This is a genomic window from Mesorhizobium sp. WSM4844, assembly GCF_055811775.1.
Window position 1 is genome coordinate 11,478 of record NZ_JBVVQB010000015.1, and the last position, 19,713, is coordinate 31,190.

Annotated in this window: 17 protein-coding genes and 1 pseudogene; 12 read left to right on the plus strand and 6 right to left on the minus strand. The window is 63.0% G+C overall.

Annotated features, from left to right (window positions below; all coding sequences use genetic code 11):
* Positions 1 to 28 precede the first annotated feature (28 nt).
* The 6 genes from AC0L2A_RS14415 (at position 29) to fae (ending at position 5,597) form a co-directional block, all read left to right on the plus strand.
* Positions 29 to 922, plus strand: coding sequence for an NAD(P)-dependent methylenetetrahydromethanopterin dehydrogenase (locus tag AC0L2A_RS14415; RefSeq protein ID WP_473609308.1), 894 nt, complete (start codon positions 29 to 31; stop codon positions 920 to 922).
* Complete coding sequence (locus tag AC0L2A_RS14420) at positions 900 to 2,048, plus strand: ATP-grasp domain-containing protein (protein ID WP_473609309.1); 1,149 nt, start codon at positions 900 to 902, stop codon at positions 2,046 to 2,048. The genes AC0L2A_RS14415 and AC0L2A_RS14420 overlap by 23 nt, the downstream gene beginning before the upstream one ends.
* Positions 2,045 to 3,001 (plus strand): methenyltetrahydromethanopterin cyclohydrolase, encoded by a 957-nt coding sequence (gene mch, locus AC0L2A_RS14425; RefSeq protein WP_473609310.1) that lies wholly within the window; start codon positions 2,045 to 2,047, stop codon positions 2,999 to 3,001. Before AC0L2A_RS14420 ends, mch begins: the two co-directional genes overlap by 4 nt.
* 86 nt (positions 3,002 to 3,087) lie before the next feature.
* Entirely contained in the window at positions 3,088 to 4,056 is a 969-nt protein-coding gene (locus tag AC0L2A_RS14430; protein WP_473609312.1) for an ATP-grasp domain-containing protein, read from the plus strand.
* The gene (locus AC0L2A_RS14435; protein WP_473609313.1) at positions 4,053 to 4,922 is read left to right on the plus strand and encodes a triphosphoribosyl-dephospho-CoA synthase; all 870 of its coding nucleotides are present in this window, start codon (positions 4,053 to 4,055) and stop codon (positions 4,920 to 4,922) included. The genes AC0L2A_RS14430 and AC0L2A_RS14435 overlap by 4 nt, the downstream gene beginning before the upstream one ends.
* 168 nt (positions 4,923 to 5,090) lie before the next feature.
* Positions 5,091 to 5,597, plus strand: coding sequence for a formaldehyde-activating enzyme (fae, locus tag AC0L2A_RS14440; RefSeq protein ID WP_029350398.1), 507 nt, complete (start codon positions 5,091 to 5,093; stop codon positions 5,595 to 5,597).
* Positions 5,598 to 5,853: 256 nt separating this feature from the next.
* On the opposite strand, the gene AC0L2A_RS14445 is transcribed toward fae, so the two are convergent.
* A complete protein-coding gene (locus AC0L2A_RS14445; RefSeq protein ID WP_473609314.1) occupies positions 5,854 to 6,552 on the minus strand; it encodes a HisA/HisF-related TIM barrel protein in 699 nt (232 codons plus the stop codon).
* Between the two features lie 56 nt (positions 6,553 to 6,608).
* Here AC0L2A_RS14445 and AC0L2A_RS14450 point away from each other — a divergent pair, with 56 nt between their 5' ends.
* Together AC0L2A_RS14450 and AC0L2A_RS14455 are read left to right on the plus strand one after the other, a co-directional pair.
* Positions 6,609 to 7,658: a hydantoinase/oxoprolinase family protein gene (locus AC0L2A_RS14450; protein WP_473609316.1), complete on the plus strand. Its 1,050-nt coding sequence runs from the start codon at positions 6,609 to 6,611 to the stop codon at positions 7,656 to 7,658.
* Positions 7,659 to 8,089: 431 nt separating this feature from the next.
* The gene (locus AC0L2A_RS14455) at positions 8,090 to 10,318 is read left to right on the plus strand and encodes a serine hydrolase (RefSeq protein ID WP_473515019.1); all 2,229 of its coding nucleotides are present in this window, start codon (positions 8,090 to 8,092) and stop codon (positions 10,316 to 10,318) included.
* A gap of 387 nt (positions 10,319 to 10,705) precedes the next feature.
* Here AC0L2A_RS14455 and AC0L2A_RS14460 read toward each other — a convergent pair whose 3' ends face one another.
* From AC0L2A_RS14460 to AC0L2A_RS14480, 5 genes and pseudogenes are all read right to left on the minus strand, one after another.
* Positions 10,706 to 10,837, minus strand: a complete 132-nt coding sequence (locus tag AC0L2A_RS14460; RefSeq protein ID WP_473515018.1) for a hypothetical protein — start codon at positions 10,835 to 10,837, stop codon at positions 10,706 to 10,708.
* A 591-nt stretch (positions 10,838 to 11,428) separates the two neighbouring features.
* A complete protein-coding gene (locus AC0L2A_RS14465; RefSeq protein WP_473515017.1) occupies positions 11,429 to 12,019 on the minus strand; it encodes a DUF447 domain-containing protein in 591 nt (196 codons plus the stop codon).
* A 3-nt stretch (positions 12,020 to 12,022) separates the two neighbouring features.
* Positions 12,023 to 13,413 (minus strand): annotated as a pseudogene (locus AC0L2A_RS14470) (DUF6513 domain-containing protein).
* Positions 13,406 to 13,957 (minus strand): flavoprotein, encoded by a 552-nt coding sequence (locus AC0L2A_RS14475; protein ID WP_473609317.1) that lies wholly within the window; start codon positions 13,955 to 13,957, stop codon positions 13,406 to 13,408. The pseudogene AC0L2A_RS14470 and the gene AC0L2A_RS14475 overlap by 8 nt, the downstream one beginning before the upstream one ends.
* A 3-nt stretch (positions 13,958 to 13,960) precedes the next feature.
* Positions 13,961 to 15,802, minus strand: coding sequence for a (5-formylfuran-3-yl)methyl phosphate synthase (locus AC0L2A_RS14480; RefSeq protein ID WP_473609319.1), 1,842 nt, complete (start codon positions 15,800 to 15,802; stop codon positions 13,961 to 13,963).
* Positions 15,803 to 16,027: 225 nt separating this feature from the next.
* On the opposite strand from AC0L2A_RS14480, the gene AC0L2A_RS14485 reads away from it, so the two are divergent.
* The 4 genes from AC0L2A_RS14485 (at position 16,028) to AC0L2A_RS14500 (ending at position 19,712) form a co-directional block, all read left to right on the plus strand.
* Positions 16,028 to 17,278, plus strand: coding sequence for an ABC transporter substrate-binding protein (locus AC0L2A_RS14485; RefSeq protein WP_473609320.1), 1,251 nt, complete (start codon positions 16,028 to 16,030; stop codon positions 17,276 to 17,278).
* A gap of 66 nt (positions 17,279 to 17,344) precedes the next feature.
* Positions 17,345 to 18,271 (plus strand): YVTN family beta-propeller repeat protein, encoded by a 927-nt coding sequence (locus AC0L2A_RS14490; RefSeq protein ID WP_287137524.1) that lies wholly within the window; start codon positions 17,345 to 17,347, stop codon positions 18,269 to 18,271.
* Positions 18,272 to 18,344: 73 nt separating this feature from the next.
* Positions 18,345 to 18,839: a cupredoxin domain-containing protein gene (locus AC0L2A_RS14495; protein ID WP_473609321.1), complete on the plus strand. Its 495-nt coding sequence runs from the start codon at positions 18,345 to 18,347 to the stop codon at positions 18,837 to 18,839.
* Positions 18,840 to 18,923: 84 nt separating this feature from the next.
* Positions 18,924 to 19,712 (plus strand): ATP-binding cassette domain-containing protein, encoded by a 789-nt coding sequence (locus AC0L2A_RS14500; protein WP_128173332.1) that lies wholly within the window; start codon positions 18,924 to 18,926, stop codon positions 19,710 to 19,712.
* Position 19,713: the final 1 nt, after the last annotated feature.

Genomic DNA, 19,713 nt, shown 5'->3' on the forward strand with positions numbered 1-19,713 from the left:
CGATCAGGTTCAAGAAGAAAGGCGAGAAATGGCCCGCAAACACATCCTGCACATGCTGACGCCGTTGAAGCATATGAGCCCTTTCGACGTGAACATGGCTCTCGACGCAGGCTTCGACGCCGTCGTCCCCTATGTCGATGTAAGCCTGGGAGAGGTGACAGGCCTCGTGCAGGACGCGATCTTCTCGCGCCCGCCCGATGCGGGCGTCGATACCGGCATTTTTATCGCCGGCAAGGATGCCTCGCTGGCGCTCGACATGTTCGACGCAGCGCGAAAAGCGATGGTGCCGCCTTTCCAGGTTTCGGTGTTCGCCGATCCGGCCGGCTCGTTCACCACGGCCGCGGCGATGGTGGCCAAGGTCGAAAAAGCGCTGGAGAAGAAATTCGAGCGCGGGCTGAAAGGCACCAGGATCGCTGTTTTCGGCGCCACCGGCGTCGTCGGCTTCTGCACCGCCGTGATCGCCGCCAGGGAAGGCGCGGGGGTGACGCTGGTCGGCCATGACGGCATCGAAAGGGTCAAGCAGATCGCGGCCGAGATCAAAAGCCGGTTCAACACCGCCGTCGATGCGGCCGACGGGTCGAGCGACGCCCGCAAGACGAAGCTGGTCGAGGCGAGCGAGGTGATCCTGGCGTGCGCCAAGGCCGGCGTCCAGGTGGTCTCGAAAGCCCAGTTGAAAGGCGACGGCCTGCTTATTGCCGCCGACGTCAATGCGGTCCCGCCGGCCGGCATCGAAGGCGTGGCCGTCAATGCCAATGGCGATCCGCTCGAAGCGGCAAAAGCTGTCGGCATTGGTCCGCTCGCCATCGGCAACGTGAAATACAAGGTCGAATTCGGCCTCTTCAAAAGAATGATCGAATCCGAAAAAACCATCACGCTCGATTTCCAGGAAGCATTTTCCCTTGCACGCGAGACCGCCAAATAACGCCGGAACTCTGCTGATCGCGGCGATTTCAGGCCGGGCGCTGGCTGCCGCTGCGCGCCGCGCCGGCTATCGTCCGCTGGTCGCCGATTTCTTTTGCGATACCGACACGGTCGCGCTTGCCGAGCGCGCGACGATGCTGCCGGGCGACCTGCAAGGCGGCATCGACGGCGAGCGCATCATCGAGACGCTTCAGCAATTGGCCGGGGACGACCACCCGGTCGCCATTGTCCTGGGCTCGGGCTTCGAGCGGATGACCGAGACCGTCGACGAGATCGCGCGCCATTTTCCGCTCGCCGGCAACAGCGGCGCCGCGATCCGCAGGATCAAGGACCCGCAATTGCTGGCCGCCGATTGCGCCGAACTCGGCATTCCGCATCCGGAATTCCGATGGGACCCGCCGCCCGATCCGGAGAACTGGGTGGTCAAGACCGCAGGCGGCGCTGGCGGCGCGCATATCAGGCGGGCCGCCGGAGAAACCCCGATATTACAGTGTCAGGCTTCTGGCGGCCGCTATTTCCAGCGTTTCATTGCCGGCCGCAGCATCTCGGCCCTGTTCGTCGGCGACGGCCAAAGCGCTGACATCGTCGGCTTCAGCCAACAATGGGCGTCGCCTGCCCCGGCAGCGCCCTATCGCTATGGCGGCGCCGTGCGGTTGAGGCGCTTCGATCGCAGACGGGCGGCGATGATCCGCGGCTGGCTTTCAGGTCTGGCGTGTCGCGCCGGCCTGGTTGGATTGTGCAGCGCCGATCTCATTCGCGGACCGGATGGCTACAAGCTCATCGAGATCAATCCGCGGCCCGGCGCCACGCTCGACATTTTCGACGATGCCGACGCGCCATTGATCGAAGTGCATCTGCGCGCCGCGGCAGGCAGGGCCTACCGCCTGCCGCGCTTTGTCGATTCGATGGCGTCGATGGTGACCTACGCGGCGGCGCCGATCGCCCGCTTTCCATCGATTGCCTGGCCTGAATGGACTGCCGACCATCAGTCGCCCGGCACCCGTCTGATTGCCGGCGATCCGGTCTGCACCATCTTCGCGCGCGGTCCGAGCGCCGATCTGACCAGGCGGCTGATCAAGGGACAAGCCAGCCGATTGCAACACCAATGGGAAGGAGACCGGACATGAAAGACGGTTCGGCATTCCTCAACGACAATGCGCAGCGCATCATCGACGGCATGATCGCCGACGCCGAACGCCTGCGTATCGGCGTTTCCACCGGGCCATTGGGCGAGTGCCTGATCGATGCCGGCGCCAGGGCCGCCGGCGGCGTCGAGGCCGGGCTGCGCATGGCGGAAGCCGCGATGGGCGGCCTCGGCAGCATTTCGGTGTGCATGGACCGTGCGTCGCCAAAATGGCCGTTCACCATCGAAGTGCGGTCGTCGCAGCCGGTGCTTGCCTGCCTGGGCAGCCAGTATGCGGGCTGGAACCTGTCGAGCCAGGGCTATTTCGCCATGGGATCGGGACCGGCGCGGGCGCTCGCCCGCGTCGAACCGCTGTTCGAAACACTCTCCTATCGCGACACCGCGTCGTCCGCCGTGCTGATCCTGGAGACGGCCAAACCGCCGCCCCAGGCGATCGTCGAGAAGGTCGGCAGGGCAACCGGACTGGCACCCGAAAAGCTCACCTTCCTCTATGCGCCGACACAAAGCCTGGCGGGCGGCGTGCAGATCGTTGCGCGCGCGCTCGAGGTTGCCCTGCACAAGACCAACGATCTCAAATTTCCGCTGGACAACGTTGTCGACGGCATCGGCACGGCGCCCATCCCCGCCCCGCATCCGGATTTTCTGACCGCCATGGGCAGAACCAACGACGCCATCATCTATGGCGGCAGCGTCCAGCTCTTCGTAAAAGGCTCGGCGAAAGACGCCAGCGAACTCGCTGAGCGACTGCCGAGCCAAGCCTCGCGCGACCACGGCCACCCCTTCGCCGAAGTCTTCAAGCGGTTCAAGGGAGATTTCTATGCCATCGATCCGCTGCTGTTCAGCCCGGCCGAAGTGATCGTCACGGCGATCGAGACCGGCGATACGTTCCGCGCCGGCGAGCGTGATCTGCAGATGCTCGAACGGAGCCTCGGTTAGACCATGGCGCTGCAATGGATCGGTCTGTCATCCGCCTGCCGGGGCATTCGTTCCGGCTTTCCGTATACCGGTATCCAAGGCGTGACATGATCCCTCGCATCCTGATCGTCAGCGACGTCTCGGACGCCCGCTCCAAGGGCCTGGCGGCAAGGCTGGAGCGGCACGGCGCCGTGGTCGCAACCGTGCCGCTGGCGGCGATCGCGTTCGACACCGGCAGCCTGAGCGGACTGTCGATCCCCGGTTTCGACGGCGCGCTGCCCGACGCCGTGCTTGTCCGTTCGATCGCCGCCGGATCGTTCGAAGCGGTCACCCGGCGTCTCGGCGTGCTGCACGCATTCGGCAAGCTTTGCATTCCGGTGTGGAATTCCGCGCAGGCGATAGAACGCTGCGTCGACAAGTCGATGACGACCTTCCTCCTGAAGAATGCCGGCCTGCCGACGCCGCCGACATTCGCGGTCGAGGGTCTTGCCATGGCCGAAACGGTCGCCAGACGCGAACTGCCGTTCACGCCGCTGGTGCTAAAACCGCTTTTCGGCGCCCAGGGCCGCGGCATCCGGCTGATCGAAACACTGTCCGACCTCCCCGCCGAGGACGAGGTGAACGGCGTCTACTATCTCCAGCATTACGTGCCGCGTCCTGGCCCTCCTTTCCGCGATTTTCGCGTGTTCGTCTGCGCCGGCGAGGTTTTGGCGATGATGAGCCGCCGTGGCGACGACTGGATCACCAACGTCAATCGCGGGGCCGTGCCCGAGCTGGTCTCGGGGCAGGTTTCGAGGCATGGCGAAACCGAACTGGCGGCGCTGGCACGGGCCGCCGCCGCCGCTATCTCAGCGGATTTCGCCGGCGTCGATATCGTGCCGGCGGCAGACGGCAAGCTGTTGGTGCTGGAGGTCAACAGCATGCCCGCCTGGTCCGGGCTTCAATCGGTGGTCGCGGTCAACATCGCCGATGCGATTGCCGACGCCCTGCTGAAATTCCTGGCTGATCGCCCAGCTGATCACCCAGAGGCGGCGGCGGCGCGACCCTACCGCCTCACCGCGCCGGCGAATTCGTGACCGACGGCATGGCGCATTCGCGAGAACGCCTCCGGGCTGCCTACAAGGATGCCTGCCGGATGGAGATCGAGGCGCTGAAACCGGGCAACGTCCATCTGTTCGCCGACGGGCACGGCATGTCCGCTGCCCAGTTCATGACCAGCGCCGAGGTCTCGTCCGTCCCGCTGACCGATCCGCGCCTGCCGGTCGGACGGCGCATGCTGGAAGCGGTCCGCGCGACCCGTCTGGCGGTCCAGACCAATACCAATCTCGGTATCATCCTTCTGGCAGGGCCACTGCTGTGCGCCGCCGAAATGGCGGGCGCCCAACTGCCCGACAATCGACTGCACGACAATCTCGACGCGGTGCTGCGCGCGATGAGCATCGACGATACCAGGGCGGTGTTCGAGGCGATCGTCGCCGCCGCGCCGGGCGGCCTCGGAGAGGCGGCGAACGATGTGCGGCAGGAGCCAAAAGTTCATCTGCTCGAAGCCATGCGCGAGGCGGCCGACCGCGACATGATCGCCCGCCAGTATGTTACCGGTTTCGGCGACGTGTTCGGCGCCGGGCTTGCGGCTCTGCAAGCCGCCTTGGCGCGCGGCGAAGTAGGCATGTGGCCGACGGTGTTCGCCTATATGGCGTTTCTCGCCGGCTTCCCGGACAGTCATGTGGTGCGCAACCATGGTGCTGAAGTTGCAAATCAGGCGCGGCAAGAAGCCCTTGCCGTTGAAGCGGCGCTGCATGCCAGCGACGACGAGACGTCACGCATTCGTCTGCTCATGGAGCTCGACCGCCGGCTGAAAGCGAACAACGTCAACCCCGGCACCTCGGCCGACCTGACCGTGGCTACTCTTTTAGTCCACACTCTCGGCGTTCAGCTTGCATAATCGCAACGTTGGTGGTTGACTTTCAGGAGCGGAAGCTGGGCTTCCGCGGCTATCCAGCCAACCGGTCCGGATCCCCGGGCGCTGCCAACAAGGATAGCTGTCCATCGAGCGCTCGCTCGGTTTGCGGCGTCTTTGGACACCATAACTGTGTCTTGGAGGAAAATTGGCATGGCAAAGATCTCGAAAGTAATGGTCGGTGAATCGCTCGTAGGAGACGGCAACGAAGTGGCGCATGTCGACCTGCTCATCGGCCCACGGGGGAGCGCAGTCGAAACAGCATTTTGCAACGCGCTGACCAACAACAAGGACGGCTTTACCTCCCTTTTGGCGGTGATCGCGCCCAATCTTCAGTGCAAGCCCAACACCGTGATGTTCAACAAGGTCACGATCAAGGGCGCCAAGCAGGCGGTGCAGATGTTCGGCCCGGCCCAGCATGCGGTCGCCAAGGCCGTGCAGGATGCCGTCGCCGAGGACATCATTCCCGCCAACGAGGCGGACGATCTGTTCATCTGCGTCGGCGTTTTCATCCATTGGGACGCCGCCGACGACGCCAAGATCCAGAAATACAATTATGAAGCGACGAAAGAAGCCATCCAGCGCGCGGTCTCGGGAACGCCGACCGCCGCCGAGGCCACGGCCAAGCGGGACCAGGTGAAGCATCCGTTCGCGGCTTAGACAAGAGACAGCCCCGCACAGGCAAAACCCTCCGCGGAGCCGGATGGTCTGTTGCGTCGCCTGAAAAAGCTTCTGGGCCTTTAGAGCATCGGACCCCAAAACCTGCCCTCGGAATTGACCCGAGGGTTGGGAACCGGTTTTGGGAAATCCGATGCTCCAGCAAAGAGATAGAGCGGCGAGACGATCGACTTGAGAGTTCGCCGCTCTAGATCCAAGGCACGGTTTCCGAGACCGAAGTTCGAGGTTGCCGCGAATGTCAGGTGCCAAGCGTTGCGAGGTGCCCCGGCGTGAGCGTGCCGTCATGCAGCGAGGTCGCAACCAGCGCCGCGGCGATACCGAGCGATGAAAGGGCGCGAATGTCGGCCTCGTTGCGCACCCCGCCGGCCGCGATAACGGAGCGGCTTCCAGCCTTCGCCTTGATCGCCTCGAGCCGCGTGAAATCGGGACCGGAGCCGGAGCCGACCTTGGCCAATGTCATGACGATCAATTTTTGCGGCCAAAGCGCCGGCTCGTCGAGAAATGATGCCGGACCGCGAAACCCATCGTCGAAGAAATCCAGCGACAGGATAAGCTCCGGATGATCGCAAAAACGCCGCAACAGCGCGTCGTCCTGCTGCGATTCGGATCCCAGCACCGGGCAAAGCCAAGGTTCGGCAAGTGCTGCCGAAAGTGTTTTCTCGTCGTCGAAGCCGGCATCGACCCAAAGCTCCGGCGGCTCCGCCATCGCCTCCAGCCGGGCAAGCGCGCCATCGTTTGGCGTTCCGCCTTCGATGGCATCGAGATCGGCGATATAGAAGGTCGGAAAAGGGTAAAGCCGGCGCAGACCCTCAGCGACCGCAACGACATCGGAAGTTTGGCTGAGCGGCGTGACGATCGGCCTGTAGCGATCGCGTTTTCCTTGCTGGGCGCGCACCACCTCGCCGCCTTTCAGGTCGAGAACCGGAATGATACGCAACGCTCTTTTTCTCGCTGACCGACTGCCCCTGACCAACTCTAATGAAAGCTTGAAGCGTGGAAAAAAGAAAGAGCATCGTTGCCGGCTTCGATATTGGCGGCGCCCATCTGAAGGTGACGCGTGCGCAAGACGGCCGCATCGTCGAGGCTGTAACGATCGCCACGCCGCTTTGGCTAGGGCTCCATACCCTGACCTCGGCATTCGAGGAAACGGCTCCGATCTATGCCGGCGCCGATCTCAACGCATTCACCATGACCGGCGAACTGGCTGATATCTTTCCGTCCCGCAACGCCGGCGTCGCGGCCCTGCTGGATGAGATTTCAGCGCGGGTCCCAGGCGAAAACTTGATTTATGCCGGACCGTCCGGCTTTGTCGGGGTCGAGCAGGCAGCGCGGCTGAGCGCCGATGTCGCCTCCGCCAACTGGCATGCGACAGCGTCGTTGGTGGCGAAACTCGCCGGCGATGCCCTGTTCGTCGATATGGGCTCGACCACCACCGATATTATCGCCATTAGAAATGGCGCCGTCGCCAATGACGGCTATACCGATGCCGGACGGCTGCTGAGCGGCGAACTGGTCTATACCGGCTTCACCAGGACGTTCCTGTTCGGTGTCGCTTCGTCGGCCCCCGTCCGCGGCAGGCTGACGCCGCTGATGAACGAGTATTTCGCCTCGATCGCCGATGCGCACCGGATCCTCGGGGTGCTCGACGAGAAGGACGACAGGCACGCTTCCGCTGACGGCAAGGAAAAGACGACCGATGGCTCGATCGCGCGGCTGGCGCGCATGATCGGGCGCGACGCCGCCGAGCTGACCCTGCCGGAATGGCAGGAAATCGCACGCTGGTTCAGCGAACAGCAATTGCGCAAGATCCACGACGCAGCGTCCCTGGTTGCCGGGTCCCTGGTTGCCGGGGCCGTTGCCCGGGATGCGCCGATCGTCGGCGCCGGGACCGGCCGCTGGCAGATCAGGCGGCTGGCCGAACGCATGCAACGCCGCTTCGTCGATTTCGCCGAGATCATCCCCGCAGATGACACCGTCCGCGGCGAAGCCAGCAGCGTGGCGCCCGCGTCAGCGGTGGCGCTGCTGGCGGGATCTCAATTGTAGGTGCTATATCATGGCCATCGGATCAATCGGGGAGATGAGATATTTCCCCCGGCTCGAAGATCCCGACCCGTACCAGCGCAGGTCGCAACAGGGTGGAAAGTTCGCGTTCGGCACCCGCTCGTTGCGCCAATACCAGTCAGCCAGATGCATACTCGCGGATGACCGCAATTGGGCCGGGAGCGGACTGGCGGCTTTCAAGTCAATTATTCAGAAGCGGACTGTTGCCGCCCTGGTATTGACGTTGTCCGACAGCAGGCCGCCGACTTCGGACGTTGCGATGGGGTAGTTTTCGCGAACAAGACTTGCGTCTGTCGGCGACGTCGAGGCCTGCCTGACATCGCTGCAGCCTGTATATCGAACCCTGCTTCCGTTACGCACTCATCAAGTGATATTGAAGATGGTGCACAAGACTTCGCCATAGGTCAGACGACATGTCGAACATCGAGGAATTGACCAGCGTCCGGCGAAGTCGCCAAACGGTCGGCCATTATCTCAAGCTGAGTGCGTACTGCTCGGCTGCCATTCTCTTTGCATCGCTATGTGGCCCGACCTCCGCTTTTGAGAGCCTGGAGCAAGCTAGCGCAACGGATTATTTGAGTTGCGGGTCCTCTGGCAATCGTTCCGCACCGAGCGAAGGAGCCAGCAAGCCCCAACCGAACCCAAAACGACAACCCGCCGGCCCCATATTCAGGCAGAGCCTACGCAACGCTCCTGATCGCAGAGTTGCGCTTCTACAGAGCGTGCTGGCGGATAAGGCAGTTTATGCATCTGTGATCGATGGCTTGTTCGGCTCGCAAACAGTGAGCGCGGTGAAGTCCTTTCAGGCCAATAGTGGGATGCCTGTCGACGGCATGGTCGGCATTGAGACAGGCAAAGCGATGGGGTTGCCGTTTTGGGACGCCAGTCACACTCGCAAGCTAACTCCTCCATTTCGTGATTCTGCGAAATATCCTGACGATATAGAATTCAGGTTCAGGAGCCTGATCGGGATTGGCAATTTCTTCAGCAGCGTGCCAGACGCCCGCTACAGTTCGTCCGATACGCTCACTCGACGGGCGCTTCGAACAAACAATCCCGGCGCCATCAACATCTCGAGATGGCAGCGAGATAGCATGAAAGGGTATGTGGGTTGCACGCTGCCCGACAGGTACGGCAACCAGACCGCCGTTTACGAGACTCCTGAGTTTGGGGTAGCCGCTTGGGGCTTTCTTCTTCGCAAAATCTATTTCGGGGGCAAGAAGGACAAGGTCACCATTGGCGCCATCGTAGACAAGTACCGCGGCGACAATCCTCGTGATGCGTATATTGACGGCTACAAAAAATATTCAGGCGGCAAATTGGCGGAAAGCTATGAAATCGACTTATATGACAACCGGCAACTGGCCTTGCTGGCAATCGCCGCATACTCACACGAATTCGGCTCCTGGTACCCTCTCACGGGAAAGCAGCTTCTGGCAGGCTTTTCCATTACCGATGAATACATCGACTCTGGCGTTAACGACGAGGTCATCGTGGCGCCGGAGGAAATGGATCCCGGCCGATATATAAAGCATTCCGATGCCGAACGCCCCGCACCCACGCCCCCTCCGCCGGCCGCGCGGTCAGCCACAACCGATGCAGCGGTGCGACACGGCCTGCAGCAGCTAGTCGAGACTGAGGGTGGGCCGCCAGGTGCGATAGCAACTCTTTACCGCGACGGCCGCCTAACCGTACTCAGTGCGGGCCGCGCCAATGTGTCCTCGGATGTAGCGCCAGCGGTCAATCAATACATGCGTATCGCCAGCGTCTCAAAAGCCTTCAACGGGGCCATTGCCCTGCATCTCGTCCAGACTGGCCGGATCGGCCTCGACGAGACTATCGGCCAACATTTGCCCGGGCTGCCGGCGGCTTGGTCCGCGATCACGCTTCGGCACATGCTAAACCACACCAGCGGGTTACCTGATTACCTGCGATCCGACGGCTTGGCCAAGCATGTGGCGACAGATCCCCAAGGCTACGTCGAGCCGAGAAAGATCATCGACTGGGTCCGCAACGATCCGCTCGAGTTTGCCCCCGGTTCTAAGTATGCCTACTCAAACACCGACAATATCGTGGTTGGGCTGATTGCCGAAGAAGTGACCTCCAAACCTTACGAGGCACTGTTGCAAGAGATGATATTGGGTCCTGCCAACCTCGCGCAAACTAGCTTCCCGACAACGGAAATCGCGCTGCCGACGCCCTACATCCACGGCTACGCCGTTGAGCCCGGATCCCAGCCAGAGGACGTGACCAACTTTGTCAGCCCCAGCGGCGCGTGGGCATCTGGTGCGATCGTGTCGACTCCTGAAAACTTGTCCACGTTCATACGGGCTGACCTTGCGCTGAAGTTTTTCGGCGCTGCCGAGCAGCAGGAGCAGATGCAGTTCATATCAGGAGATTCCAGCCCGCCCGGACCAGGGACGAATGAGGCTGGCCTAGGACTGTTCCGCTACACCACGCCGTGCGGCGTCGTGTACGGCCATACAGGCAACTTCCCGGGCTATACGCAGTGGGCCGCGTCCAACGCCGACGGTACGCGCTCGGTCACTACCACGCTGAACGCTGCCGAGCCCACAGGCGCCTTGATTGAGCACTTGAGGGAGGTTCAGGCTCAGGCTGTCTGCGCGTTACTCGGCCATTGACGGTATTTTTTGCCAGTGACGGACCCGCGGCATACTGCTAAACCAATTCAGAGTTACCGCTGATTTCCCTGCCACGATAGTTCAGCGAGTTTTGACATGCCTGGCCGCAAGGCGCTGTCCCGATGGTCCGACGCAGTGCGTTGCCTATCGATTTGTCTTGCGATCAGTGCCTTCATTGTCGGGCCCAGCCTTACAATTCCCGAGCAGATCGACTCGGTGATCTCGGATCAGAACGAGACTGTCCGACGCTATTCCGCACCGAGGAAGCCTGGAACGATCGACCTTTCGGTCCCCGACGCGCGCAAGACTACGCCACCCGAACAAGCCGAACGAATATTATTCACCTTGAGGTCGGTAACGGTTCGCGGCGCCGTGACGGTGCCGGCGTCACAGTTGCAGCAAGCGTGGGCCTACCAGTTGAGCAAAAGGATAAGCCTTGGCGACCTCTACGCCATTGCCGAACGAGGCGTTTGCGCGGGCTGCCTCGATCTCGCTTCGTTGTTCAGGGGTAATGCTCAATTTCATCTCTCCTATTATTGGCACGTTGACCTTGGTGGCGAGTGCCGACAAGAATCCCAGCGATCAGGCGAGGGTTGCCTCAGATTTTTTGCTGCAAGCCCCTCCACCGGATACCGTTCGCAAAGCTCGCCCGCCCTTTTGTTTTAGCGGACCACGACACGATCGGATCGCAAACTTAAACCGCACCGAGAACGAACTCCAGCAGCTGCTCGTCAATGTCTCCTGAGGTTCAAGTAACGAGGAACATTGACATGGTGGGGCCGTCCATCGCGGGTGCCGAGGTGGAGCAGTGGCGGACTTCGTTGTGGAAGCAGCCGTATCGCATAACATGGCCTACCGCCTACAATAGTTTTGAGCAGCCAATCCCAGCCCGTCGGTTAGGGGGCCAATGGATGACCGCTCAGGGGTCGAAGAACGAACCCGCTGCGCGGGACGGGCGCGCGCGGTGAGGTAGAGGACACGGGCCGGTCATCGTGCATACCGGGCTCAATGACCGCAAAGGGTCGAACACCGCCGTTTGAGATCACCGCCACCGTGTACCATGCTAAACCACGTCGGCCCGGACGCTTACCCAGGTTCAGCATATCCGGTTCAGCCCCGCGCATCCTCGCCGCTGGCATCCTCGGCCGCAAGGTGATCGCCGACACGCTGCATCAGCCAGTCCCAGGCTTCTTTTTCGCCCTCGCCCGCAGTCTTTTCGATGGCAATCGAAAGGTAGGCGATTTCCACCTCGATCTTATCGCGCGGCAGCATGCCGAGCCGGCTGACCAGGATGGCCAGTTCCAGCACCGCCGCCTTGGCGCGGTTGAAGCCGGTGAACGGCGCATGCGTTTCCTCCTGCACCACGCGGCAGAAATGGCGAGGCCGCATGGCATCGTCGTCGACACTTTCGACTTCGAGGACCGAATGCGCGAGCGCCGCTGCGAGCCGCGGCACCGGAAACCCGTCGACCGCAACGGTCGGCCAATGCTTGCGGCCGGTCAGGCAGCCGGCAAAGATGCGCACGTCATCGGTGTAATTGGCAATGGCGAACGGCACTTCGGCGAGATTGTCGAGCGTGATCGACGGCCGGAACGGCGCGATGACCCAGCCGTCCTTCTCGGCGATGATGCCGATCGGCGCGATGTGGACGTCGCCGGCTTCGTTGACCGTGGTGATGATAGATTCGCGAATGAACGGCATGGTTTAGCGCTCTTTCTTCGCGCGAAGCGTGGGGCCCGCTTCGGCAAGACGGCTGCGGTCGGTTTCGGGAGCCGGCGCGGCAACGCCCCATGCGAGCGGCTCGTCCTGCACATAGCGCTTGCCGAGGCGCCACGCGATCTCGGCCTTCATCAGTTCGGCGCCGAGATAGAACGCGTGTGCTCCATCCGCCTCAACGCCAAGCCCGGCAAAGAGTTCGAACGCATCCGTGGCAACCGCGTGCCCCTTGCCGTTGAAAACATGGATGCCGTCCTCCGCGGTCATGATGCGGAAGTTGGTGTCACGCACCTCGGCCGCGAGGGCTGCGATATCCTCGGTCGAGGCGGTGAACGGCTTGCGATCGTGAACCTGCAGCAGTCCTGGATGATAACTCCGCGGCAGCGCACCGTCACTCTTGGCGGCAAACAGGATGCGGCGGGCAATGTCGTGCTCCTCGATCGTTCGCAGCGTATGCGGGCTGACATGCACGGCAAGCACGTTTCGGATCTGAAGTTCCGAGCAGAGCCCGGCCAGAACCGCGGTAACGCCGGAACTGTCGGCGTCGGTCAATTCGGTGAGATTGCCGGTGCCCATCAGCAGTTCGACCTCGGGCCAGCGGCGGCGCGCCTCGATGAAACGCCCGAGTGAGGCGGCAAAGCCGAAATGGATCGGGTCGAGAACCGGATCGGCGAGGAAGGCGACGCCGGCCTTCTGTGCCGCTTCGATGGCCCGGCCGAGCGAATCCAGGTCGCCGGGCGTGGCCGGGGCACTGGTACGGCGTTGTGGTCGAAGGCCAAGGGCAGCGTGTTCTCATCGAGGCTGAGAAGATAGTCCGCACCGGCGCGCGCGCCGATCGACAGTTCGTCGGTGCTGGCGGAATCGACGCTGACCAGAAATCCCTGTGCCTTCAGCTCGCGCACCGCCTCGTCCAGCAACGGAAACCGTGTTTCCGGCAGGCAGCCGAGATCGATGACGTCGGCGCCGGCCGCGGCCAGCGTCCGTGCTCTCGCCACCAGCGCCTCGACCGACAGCATCGGCGCATCGACGATTTCGGCGAAGATGCGCATGTCGTGACGCGAAAGGTCAGGCGGCTCGCCTGCCCGGCCGAGAAAGGCCGGCAGATCGGCGATCTCGTCGGGCCCGCGGACGAAGGGCACGCCGAAATGGTTCGACAGATGCTCGATGTCGCCGCGATAACGGCCGGGCAGGATGACGCGGTCGGTGCCGCCTGCCAGGCTGAGCCGCCGCTTGATGATGTCTTCGCTCATCAGCGCCGCGACCTTGACGCCGATGTCGATGATCTCCCAGGCAAATTCGGTTTCGCCCAGTCCGGCCAGCAGCCTTTCCAGCCGGACCTTGGCCAGATGGCCGGTAAGAAAGACCAGCCGCTCAGCCATGGCTTGCGAGTTCGGCGCGGCGCCGCCTGACCGAGGCTTCGAGATCGGCAAGCGACTCGACCACCTGGGTTCGCTCAAAACTCTTCAGCTGGTTGGTATTCTCCAGGTCGATGCTGCGCGGATAGACCTTGACCAGCCCATGCGGCGCCATGGTTTCGAGTTCCGGCGCGGTGTCGCAGGCAAAGACGATGGCCGGCACCCGGCATTTTCCTGCCTGGGCAAAGACGTTGGTGGCGAGCGTGTCGGAAATGCCGTGCACGCATTTGGCGACCGTGTTGGAGCTGGCCGGCGCCACCACCACCGTATGATAGACGCCGTGATAGAATTCGCCGACCGGGATCGCGCTCGCCGTCTTGTCGTGCAGCACGCGCGTCGTCTCCGGGAAATCGAGCTTGAGCTTGTACATGCGCAGCACTTCGTTGGCGGCTTTCGACACGAAGACATCGCAATGCTCGATCTGGTGGATGAGTGCAAAACTCTCCGTAAAAAAATGACCGGAACCGGTCAAAACCCATGCCCAGCGCGGCGTATGCAGCGTCGCCATCGCCTACCCTGCTTTTCTTGCCGACCGGATCGAAGCCGCGATCGCAATGCCGGGCAGATTGCCCGCCGCGAGCAGCGCCCCGGCCTCGGCGGCATCTTTCGGGCCGGCGAGGTGGACATCGACACCGTCGGGCAGCATGGCGGCGAAGCCGGCGTCGACGATGCCTCTGACCGCCAGGCTGTCGATCGTGTCGCTGCCGGAGAAGGCACCGGTCTGCTTGATCAAGAGCAGCGCGTTCGCGCCGAGCTTGCCGGCAAGCCAGGCGGCAAGGGAATCGGAGGTAACATCCCAGGACGCCGGAATGTCCGGCGCCGGCAGCGCCAATGACGACGGCAGCCACACCGGGATCTTCCCCGCGTCCAGCGCCCGCCGCATTTCTTCCAGCGACCGTGCCGGCGCCAGCCTTTCGTCACGGTCGAGGACGACCTGGGCGAACTGCTCCATGGCGAGGATCGCCATGGCGTGGGCGGCGGTGTCGGAAAAATCCATGTAAATCTGCGTCTCGCGCACCTGGTCGGCGAACAGGCCGCCGCCGGGCACGATGACGATCGGCAGTTGGGAACCCGCCAGCGCCGCGATCCAGCTTTCCAGTTCCGCCGCATGGACGGTGCTGCCGCCAAGCTTGACGACGGACGGCTTGACGACGGCTCGCCTGATGGCCTCGGGCCTTTCCTGTCGCGGCCGGGAAACGGCGCCTTGGTCTTTTCGCCCGGCAGGGCCGGAGGCAACGCCGCGGCCTGCCGATTGGCGCTTGCGTTCGATCTCAACGCCGACGCCGCCTGGGCCGAGCTCGAGTTTTTCCACCCTTACCGTGACCCGCACGACACGCGGGTTCTCCAGAATGTAGGTCGCCACCTGCTCGGCCAGGGCCTCGCTAAGCTGGATGTGGCCGCGCGCAACAATGGTGCGGATGCCGTCCATGATGATGTCGTAGGAGAACACATGGCGCATGTCTTCGGGATGGTCAGTGACTTGCAGCACGTCGGCGGTCACGTCGAAACGCACTTTTTGGGTATGGCCGTGCTCAAAACTGTAGGCGCCGATCTGGACCGGCAGGACAAAGTCCCGCACGAAGATCTTGTCGGTGCCCAGTGTCGGGTCGGTGCCCGGCGAATAGCCCCTCGCCGCCAGCAGGCGGTAGTCGATGCTCGACGCGCCGCCGGCCCGGGATGCTTCCGGGATCAGTTCGCGGATCTGCGCAACCGCCTCGGCGCTGATCGAACCCACGCGGCCGGAATCGCCGCACAGCGCCCCGCGAAAGCCGAGAAAATCGGGAGCGAAGGGCAGCAGGCGTGGAATATCAGGGGCTTCCAGCGATCCGCTCAGCCCAACCATGAGGCCGAGCGATTTCGCTCGATCGATGAATCCCGGGATACGCTCGGGCGGCAGATGGTCGAGCAGCCGCCCGTTGGCCTTGTTGGCCGTGTCGACCATGGCGCCATGGAAGCGATGTTCGGCAAGCATCGGCAGAAGCTCGAAATCCGGCGTCAGGTCTGCGAAAAGCACGGCGATCAGTTTCGTTCGCGCGGCGAGCGGTTCGAGCGCCGTAGCACAAGCCGCGACATTTGCCGACGGAAAAAGACCTATCTTGACGTAATCGACGCCGGCGGCAGTGATCTCTTCGGCCCTGGCGCGGATGGTCTCGGGTTCCATCGGCAGGTCGCCGCAGACCGCGCTGACCGGCGCCCGGCCGGCGATCAGCGAAATCGTCCGGCGGATGGTCTGCGTGGACACCGCGCCCAGCGCTCCCGCCTTCGGATCCTTCAGATCGACGATGTCGGCACCGCCTGAAAGCGCGATCTCCGCCTCGTCGACGCCGGTGACGCTGGCCAGCATTCTGGTCATTGACGGACTTTCTCCGGCATGAGGAAAAGGACGCTTTTGGGCCCGAATACCGAAATCCGCTCGGTCGCCGTTCGGGCGAGCAGGCATGGCACTAAAGCAGACGTGAGAAGTCCACTTTCAGGGTTTGATAAATTTTGCGGGTCAGCTAAGCTCATCACGGGCACCTTGACTTCGCGCCGCTCCGACAACAATCGGACTTTAGCGCAAGAACGGGTAATTTTATCGATGACGAGCGCGGTGCCGGGCACTCTGGCGGCCTTTTTGTGCTTTTTTTCCCTGACCGTCAACGTTGCGGGCGCGCTCGCCCAGGAAGCGACGGGCAAGCAACCGACCGCAACGGCCAAGCCGGAAAAAAAGCTGACCGAGATCAAGATAGGCTATTTGCGCGCCTATGCGCCGCAACTGGCCTTGTCGGTGCTCGACGTCCCGCCGCGCGATGAAGGTGTCGCCGGCGGCAATGTGGCGATTGCCGACAACAACACGACCGGCAGCTTCCTCGGCCAGAAATTCAGCCTCGACGTGACCGAGGTGAAGCCGGATGCCGATGTCGTCCCGGCCTTCCAGGAGATGATCGCCAAAGGCAACCGCTATGTGGTCGCAGACCTCTCGGCCAGGCAGTTGCTGTCGATCGCCGATCTTGCCCGCGACAACGGCGTTTTGATCTTCAACGCCGGCGCCACCGACGACAGTCTTCGCGAGGAGGAATGCCGCGCCAGCATCTTCCACACCATCCCGACGCGCAGCATGCTGGCCGACGGGCTGGCGCAATATCTGATCTGGAAGCAATGGCGGCGCTGGGTGCTGATCTACGGCTCGCACGAGCGCGACCAGCTTTTTGCCGAGGCGCTGCGCCGGGCGGCGACGCGCTTCGGCGGCGAGATCGTCGGCGAAAAGCTGTTCGAGGATACCGGCACGGCGCGGCGGACCGATTCCGGTGTCGTCCAGATCCAGCGGCAGATGCCTGTCTTCACCCAGGACCTGCCGGAGCACGATGTGCTGCTGGTCGCCGACGAAAGCGAGGTGTTCGGCACCTACGTTCCGTTCCGCACCTGGATTCCGCGGCCGGTCGCCGGCACCGCCGGCCTCACCCCGTCGGCCTGGCATCCGGCCAGCGAACAATGGGGCGGCACACAGATCCAGAACCGCTTCGCCAAGGCAAACGGCCGCCGCATGGTGTCGAAGGACATGGCGGCGTGGACCGCGGTGCGCATCCTCGGTGAGGCGGCGACCCGCACGCAGGGCGCCGACCCGCGCAAGATGGCCGATTTCATCCGCTCCGACGATTTTTCGATCGCCGCCTTCAAGGGGCAGAAACTGACCTTCCGCAAATGGAACCAGCAGTTGCGGCAGCCGATCTTCCTCGGCGACACCAGGTCGGTCGTCTCGACATCGCCGCAGGAGGGATTTTTGCACCAGCTGTCGGAGCTCGATACGCTCGGGGTCGACGAGCCGGAAACAAAATGCGTGCTTAAGTAGAAAAGATTGGGAGGAATTTCGGTGCAGAGACGAGCTTGCGCACTCGCCATCGTTGCGACCGGTTTAATGGCCGGTCCGGCGTCGGCCTACATGGCCTATGTCTCCAACGAGAAAGACAACACGATGACCGTCGTCGACACCGCGACGATGCAGGTGGTGAAGACCGTCAATGTCGGGCAGCGTCCGCGCGGCATCACCATCTCCCACGACGGCAAGCACATCTATCTCTGCGCCAGCGACGATGATTCGATCGAGGTCATCGACACGGCGTCGCTGGAGATCGTCGATACCTTGCCTTCCGGGCCCGACCCGGAGCTGTTCGTGCTGTCGCCTGACGGCAAGACGCTCTATGTCGCCAATGAGGACGACAATCTCGTCACCGTCATCGACATCGAGGGCAAGAAGGTGCTGGCGGAAATCCCGGTCGGCGTCGAACCGGAGGGCATGGGTGTCAGCCCGGACGGCAAGACCATGGTCAACACGTCGGAAACGACGAACATGGCGCATTTCATCGATACGTCGACGCACGAGATCACCGACAACGTGTTGGTGGACGCGCGTCCGCGCTTCGTCGAGTTCACCCCCGACGGCAAGCAGGCCTGGGTGAGCGCCGAGATCGGCGGCACGGTTTCGGTGATCGACAATCAAACGCGCGAAGTCGTCCAGAAGATCACCTTCGAGGTTGCCGGCCTGAGGCCCGAATCCATCCAGCCGGTCGGGGTGCGCATCACCGCCGACGGCAAGAAAGCCTATGTGGCGCTCGGGCCGGCCAACCGCGTCGCGGTGGTCAACACCCAGACATACGAGGTCGAGAAATACGTGCTGGTCGGCCAGCGCGTCTGGCAGCTTGCTTTCACCCCGGACCAGAAGACCATCATCTCGACCAACGGCGTGTCGAACGACATCACCTTCATCGACGTGGCGACCGACGAGCCGGTGCAGTCGGTGACCGTCGGCGCGCTGCCATGGGGCGTCGTCGTCTCTCCCAAATGAATCCCGCCACATGAACCATTGAATAAACCAAGTGAATCAAACCGACAGAAAAACAGCAGAAGGGCAGGAAATCATGCGGAAATTTCGGGCAGTCGCTTTCGCCGCGCTGGTGGGCATGGCGCTCAGCCAGGGCCAGGTCTCGGCGCAGGACGGCGATGACGATGACGCCGCCGCCGGAGCGGCCAGCACGGAGGCCAGTCCGAAAGCCGAGAAGGCGACCCGGGCCAGCAAGGACGTGCCGGAACTTATCCTCGGCAGCAAGGAAGACCAGTTCACCGCCAACCAGAAGGATTTTGAGCTGATCGCCGGCCAGGGCTATCGCTGGAAGATCACCGCGGCGGGCGGGCTGGAGTACAAATTCCACACCGACCTGTTCCGCAATGTGTGGAACAACCAGATCGTCATCAACGACCTCGAGGTGCACATGAACGGCGCACCCGCCTGGCTCGAATTCGACGCCGACGGCACCATCCAGGTGCAGTTCACCACCGTGAGGCCCGGTATCTACACATGGTCGGTGCCCGACCTCGCCGACAAGGGCATGAAGGGCACGATCACGATCAAGTAAGGTTTGAAAGCAGGACCTGCGCGATCGCGCCCCGTGGGCTAGACTTGGGCCAGACTATTGTCGACGACAAGGGAGCCAGCCGGCGTGCAGCATGTGAGGACAAGCGGACCGGGAGATCAGGTGGCGGCGCTCGACGTCGCCGCCGTCAGCCATTCCTATGGTTCGAAGCCGGCGCTCAACGACGTCTCGTTCTCGATCGCGCCGGCGACGTTCACCGTTCTTCTCGGTCTAAACGGCGCAGGAAAGACGACGCTGTTCTCGCTGATCAGCCATCTTTACGACACGCGCCGCGGATCGATCCGCATCTTCGGCCATGACGTCAGCCGCGCTTCGGGCGAGGCGCTCAGGCGGGTCGGCATTGTGTTCCAGGCGCGCACGCTCGACCTCGATCTCAGCGTCTACCAGAACCTCTCCTACCACGCCGCGCTGCATGGCATCGGCGGACGCGAGGCCCGGCAGCGCATTGCCGCGCTGCTCGATATCGTCGACATGCCGGGCCGTCAGCATGACAAGGCGCGCAGCCTTTCCGGCGGCCAGATGCGGCGCATCGAGATCGCCAGGGCGCTGCTCCACCGCCCGTCGCTGCTGCTGCTCGATGAGGCGACGGTCGGTCTCGACATCCAGTCGCGCGCCGGCATTCTCGCCACCATCCGCAAGCTCGTCGAAACCGAGGGCATCGGCGTGCTGTGGGCAACGCATCTGATCGACGAGGTTGACGACGGCGACCATGTCGTCGTGCTGCGGCAGGGCGAACTGGTCGCCAAGGGCAAGGTGGCCGATGTCGTCAGGACGAGCGGCGCCGGCTCGATCCGCGACGCCTTTTCCAGGCTCAGCCGCATCGAGGCGGCCGGCACCGCGGGGATATCGCCATGAG

What these genes read in the sequence shown, in the direction of transcription:
- AC0L2A_RS14415 (WP_473609308.1), top strand. Translation starts at nt 29, where the DNA reads ATGGCCCGCAAACACATCCTGCACATGCTGACGCCGTTGAAGCATATG.
- mch (WP_473609310.1), top strand. Translation starts at nt 2,045, where the DNA reads ATGAAAGACGGTTCGGCATTCCTCAACGACAATGCGCAGCGCATCATC.
- AC0L2A_RS14430 (WP_473609312.1), top strand. Translation starts at nt 3,088, where the DNA reads ATGATCCCTCGCATCCTGATCGTCAGCGACGTCTCGGACGCCCGCTCC.
- fae (WP_029350398.1), top strand. Translation starts at nt 5,091, where the DNA reads ATGGCAAAGATCTCGAAAGTAATGGTCGGTGAATCGCTCGTAGGAGAC.
- AC0L2A_RS14455 (WP_473515019.1), top strand. Translation starts at nt 8,090, where the DNA reads ATGTCGAACATCGAGGAATTGACCAGCGTCCGGCGAAGTCGCCAAACG.
- AC0L2A_RS14465 (WP_473515017.1), bottom strand. Translation starts at nt 12,019, where the DNA reads ATGCCGTTCATTCGCGAATCTATCATCACCACGGTCAACGAAGCCGGC.
- AC0L2A_RS14475 (WP_473609317.1), bottom strand. Translation starts at nt 13,957, where the DNA reads ATGGCGACGCTGCATACGCCGCGCTGGGCATGGGTTTTGACCGGTTCC.
- AC0L2A_RS14480 (WP_473609319.1), bottom strand. Translation starts at nt 15,802, where the DNA reads ATGACCAGAATGCTGGCCAGCGTCACCGGCGTCGACGAGGCGGAGATC.
- AC0L2A_RS14485 (WP_473609320.1), top strand. Translation starts at nt 16,028, where the DNA reads ATGACGAGCGCGGTGCCGGGCACTCTGGCGGCCTTTTTGTGCTTTTTT.
- AC0L2A_RS14490 (WP_287137524.1), top strand. Translation starts at nt 17,345, where the DNA reads ATGGCCGGTCCGGCGTCGGCCTACATGGCCTATGTCTCCAACGAGAAA.
- AC0L2A_RS14495 (WP_473609321.1), top strand. Translation starts at nt 18,345, where the DNA reads ATGCGGAAATTTCGGGCAGTCGCTTTCGCCGCGCTGGTGGGCATGGCG.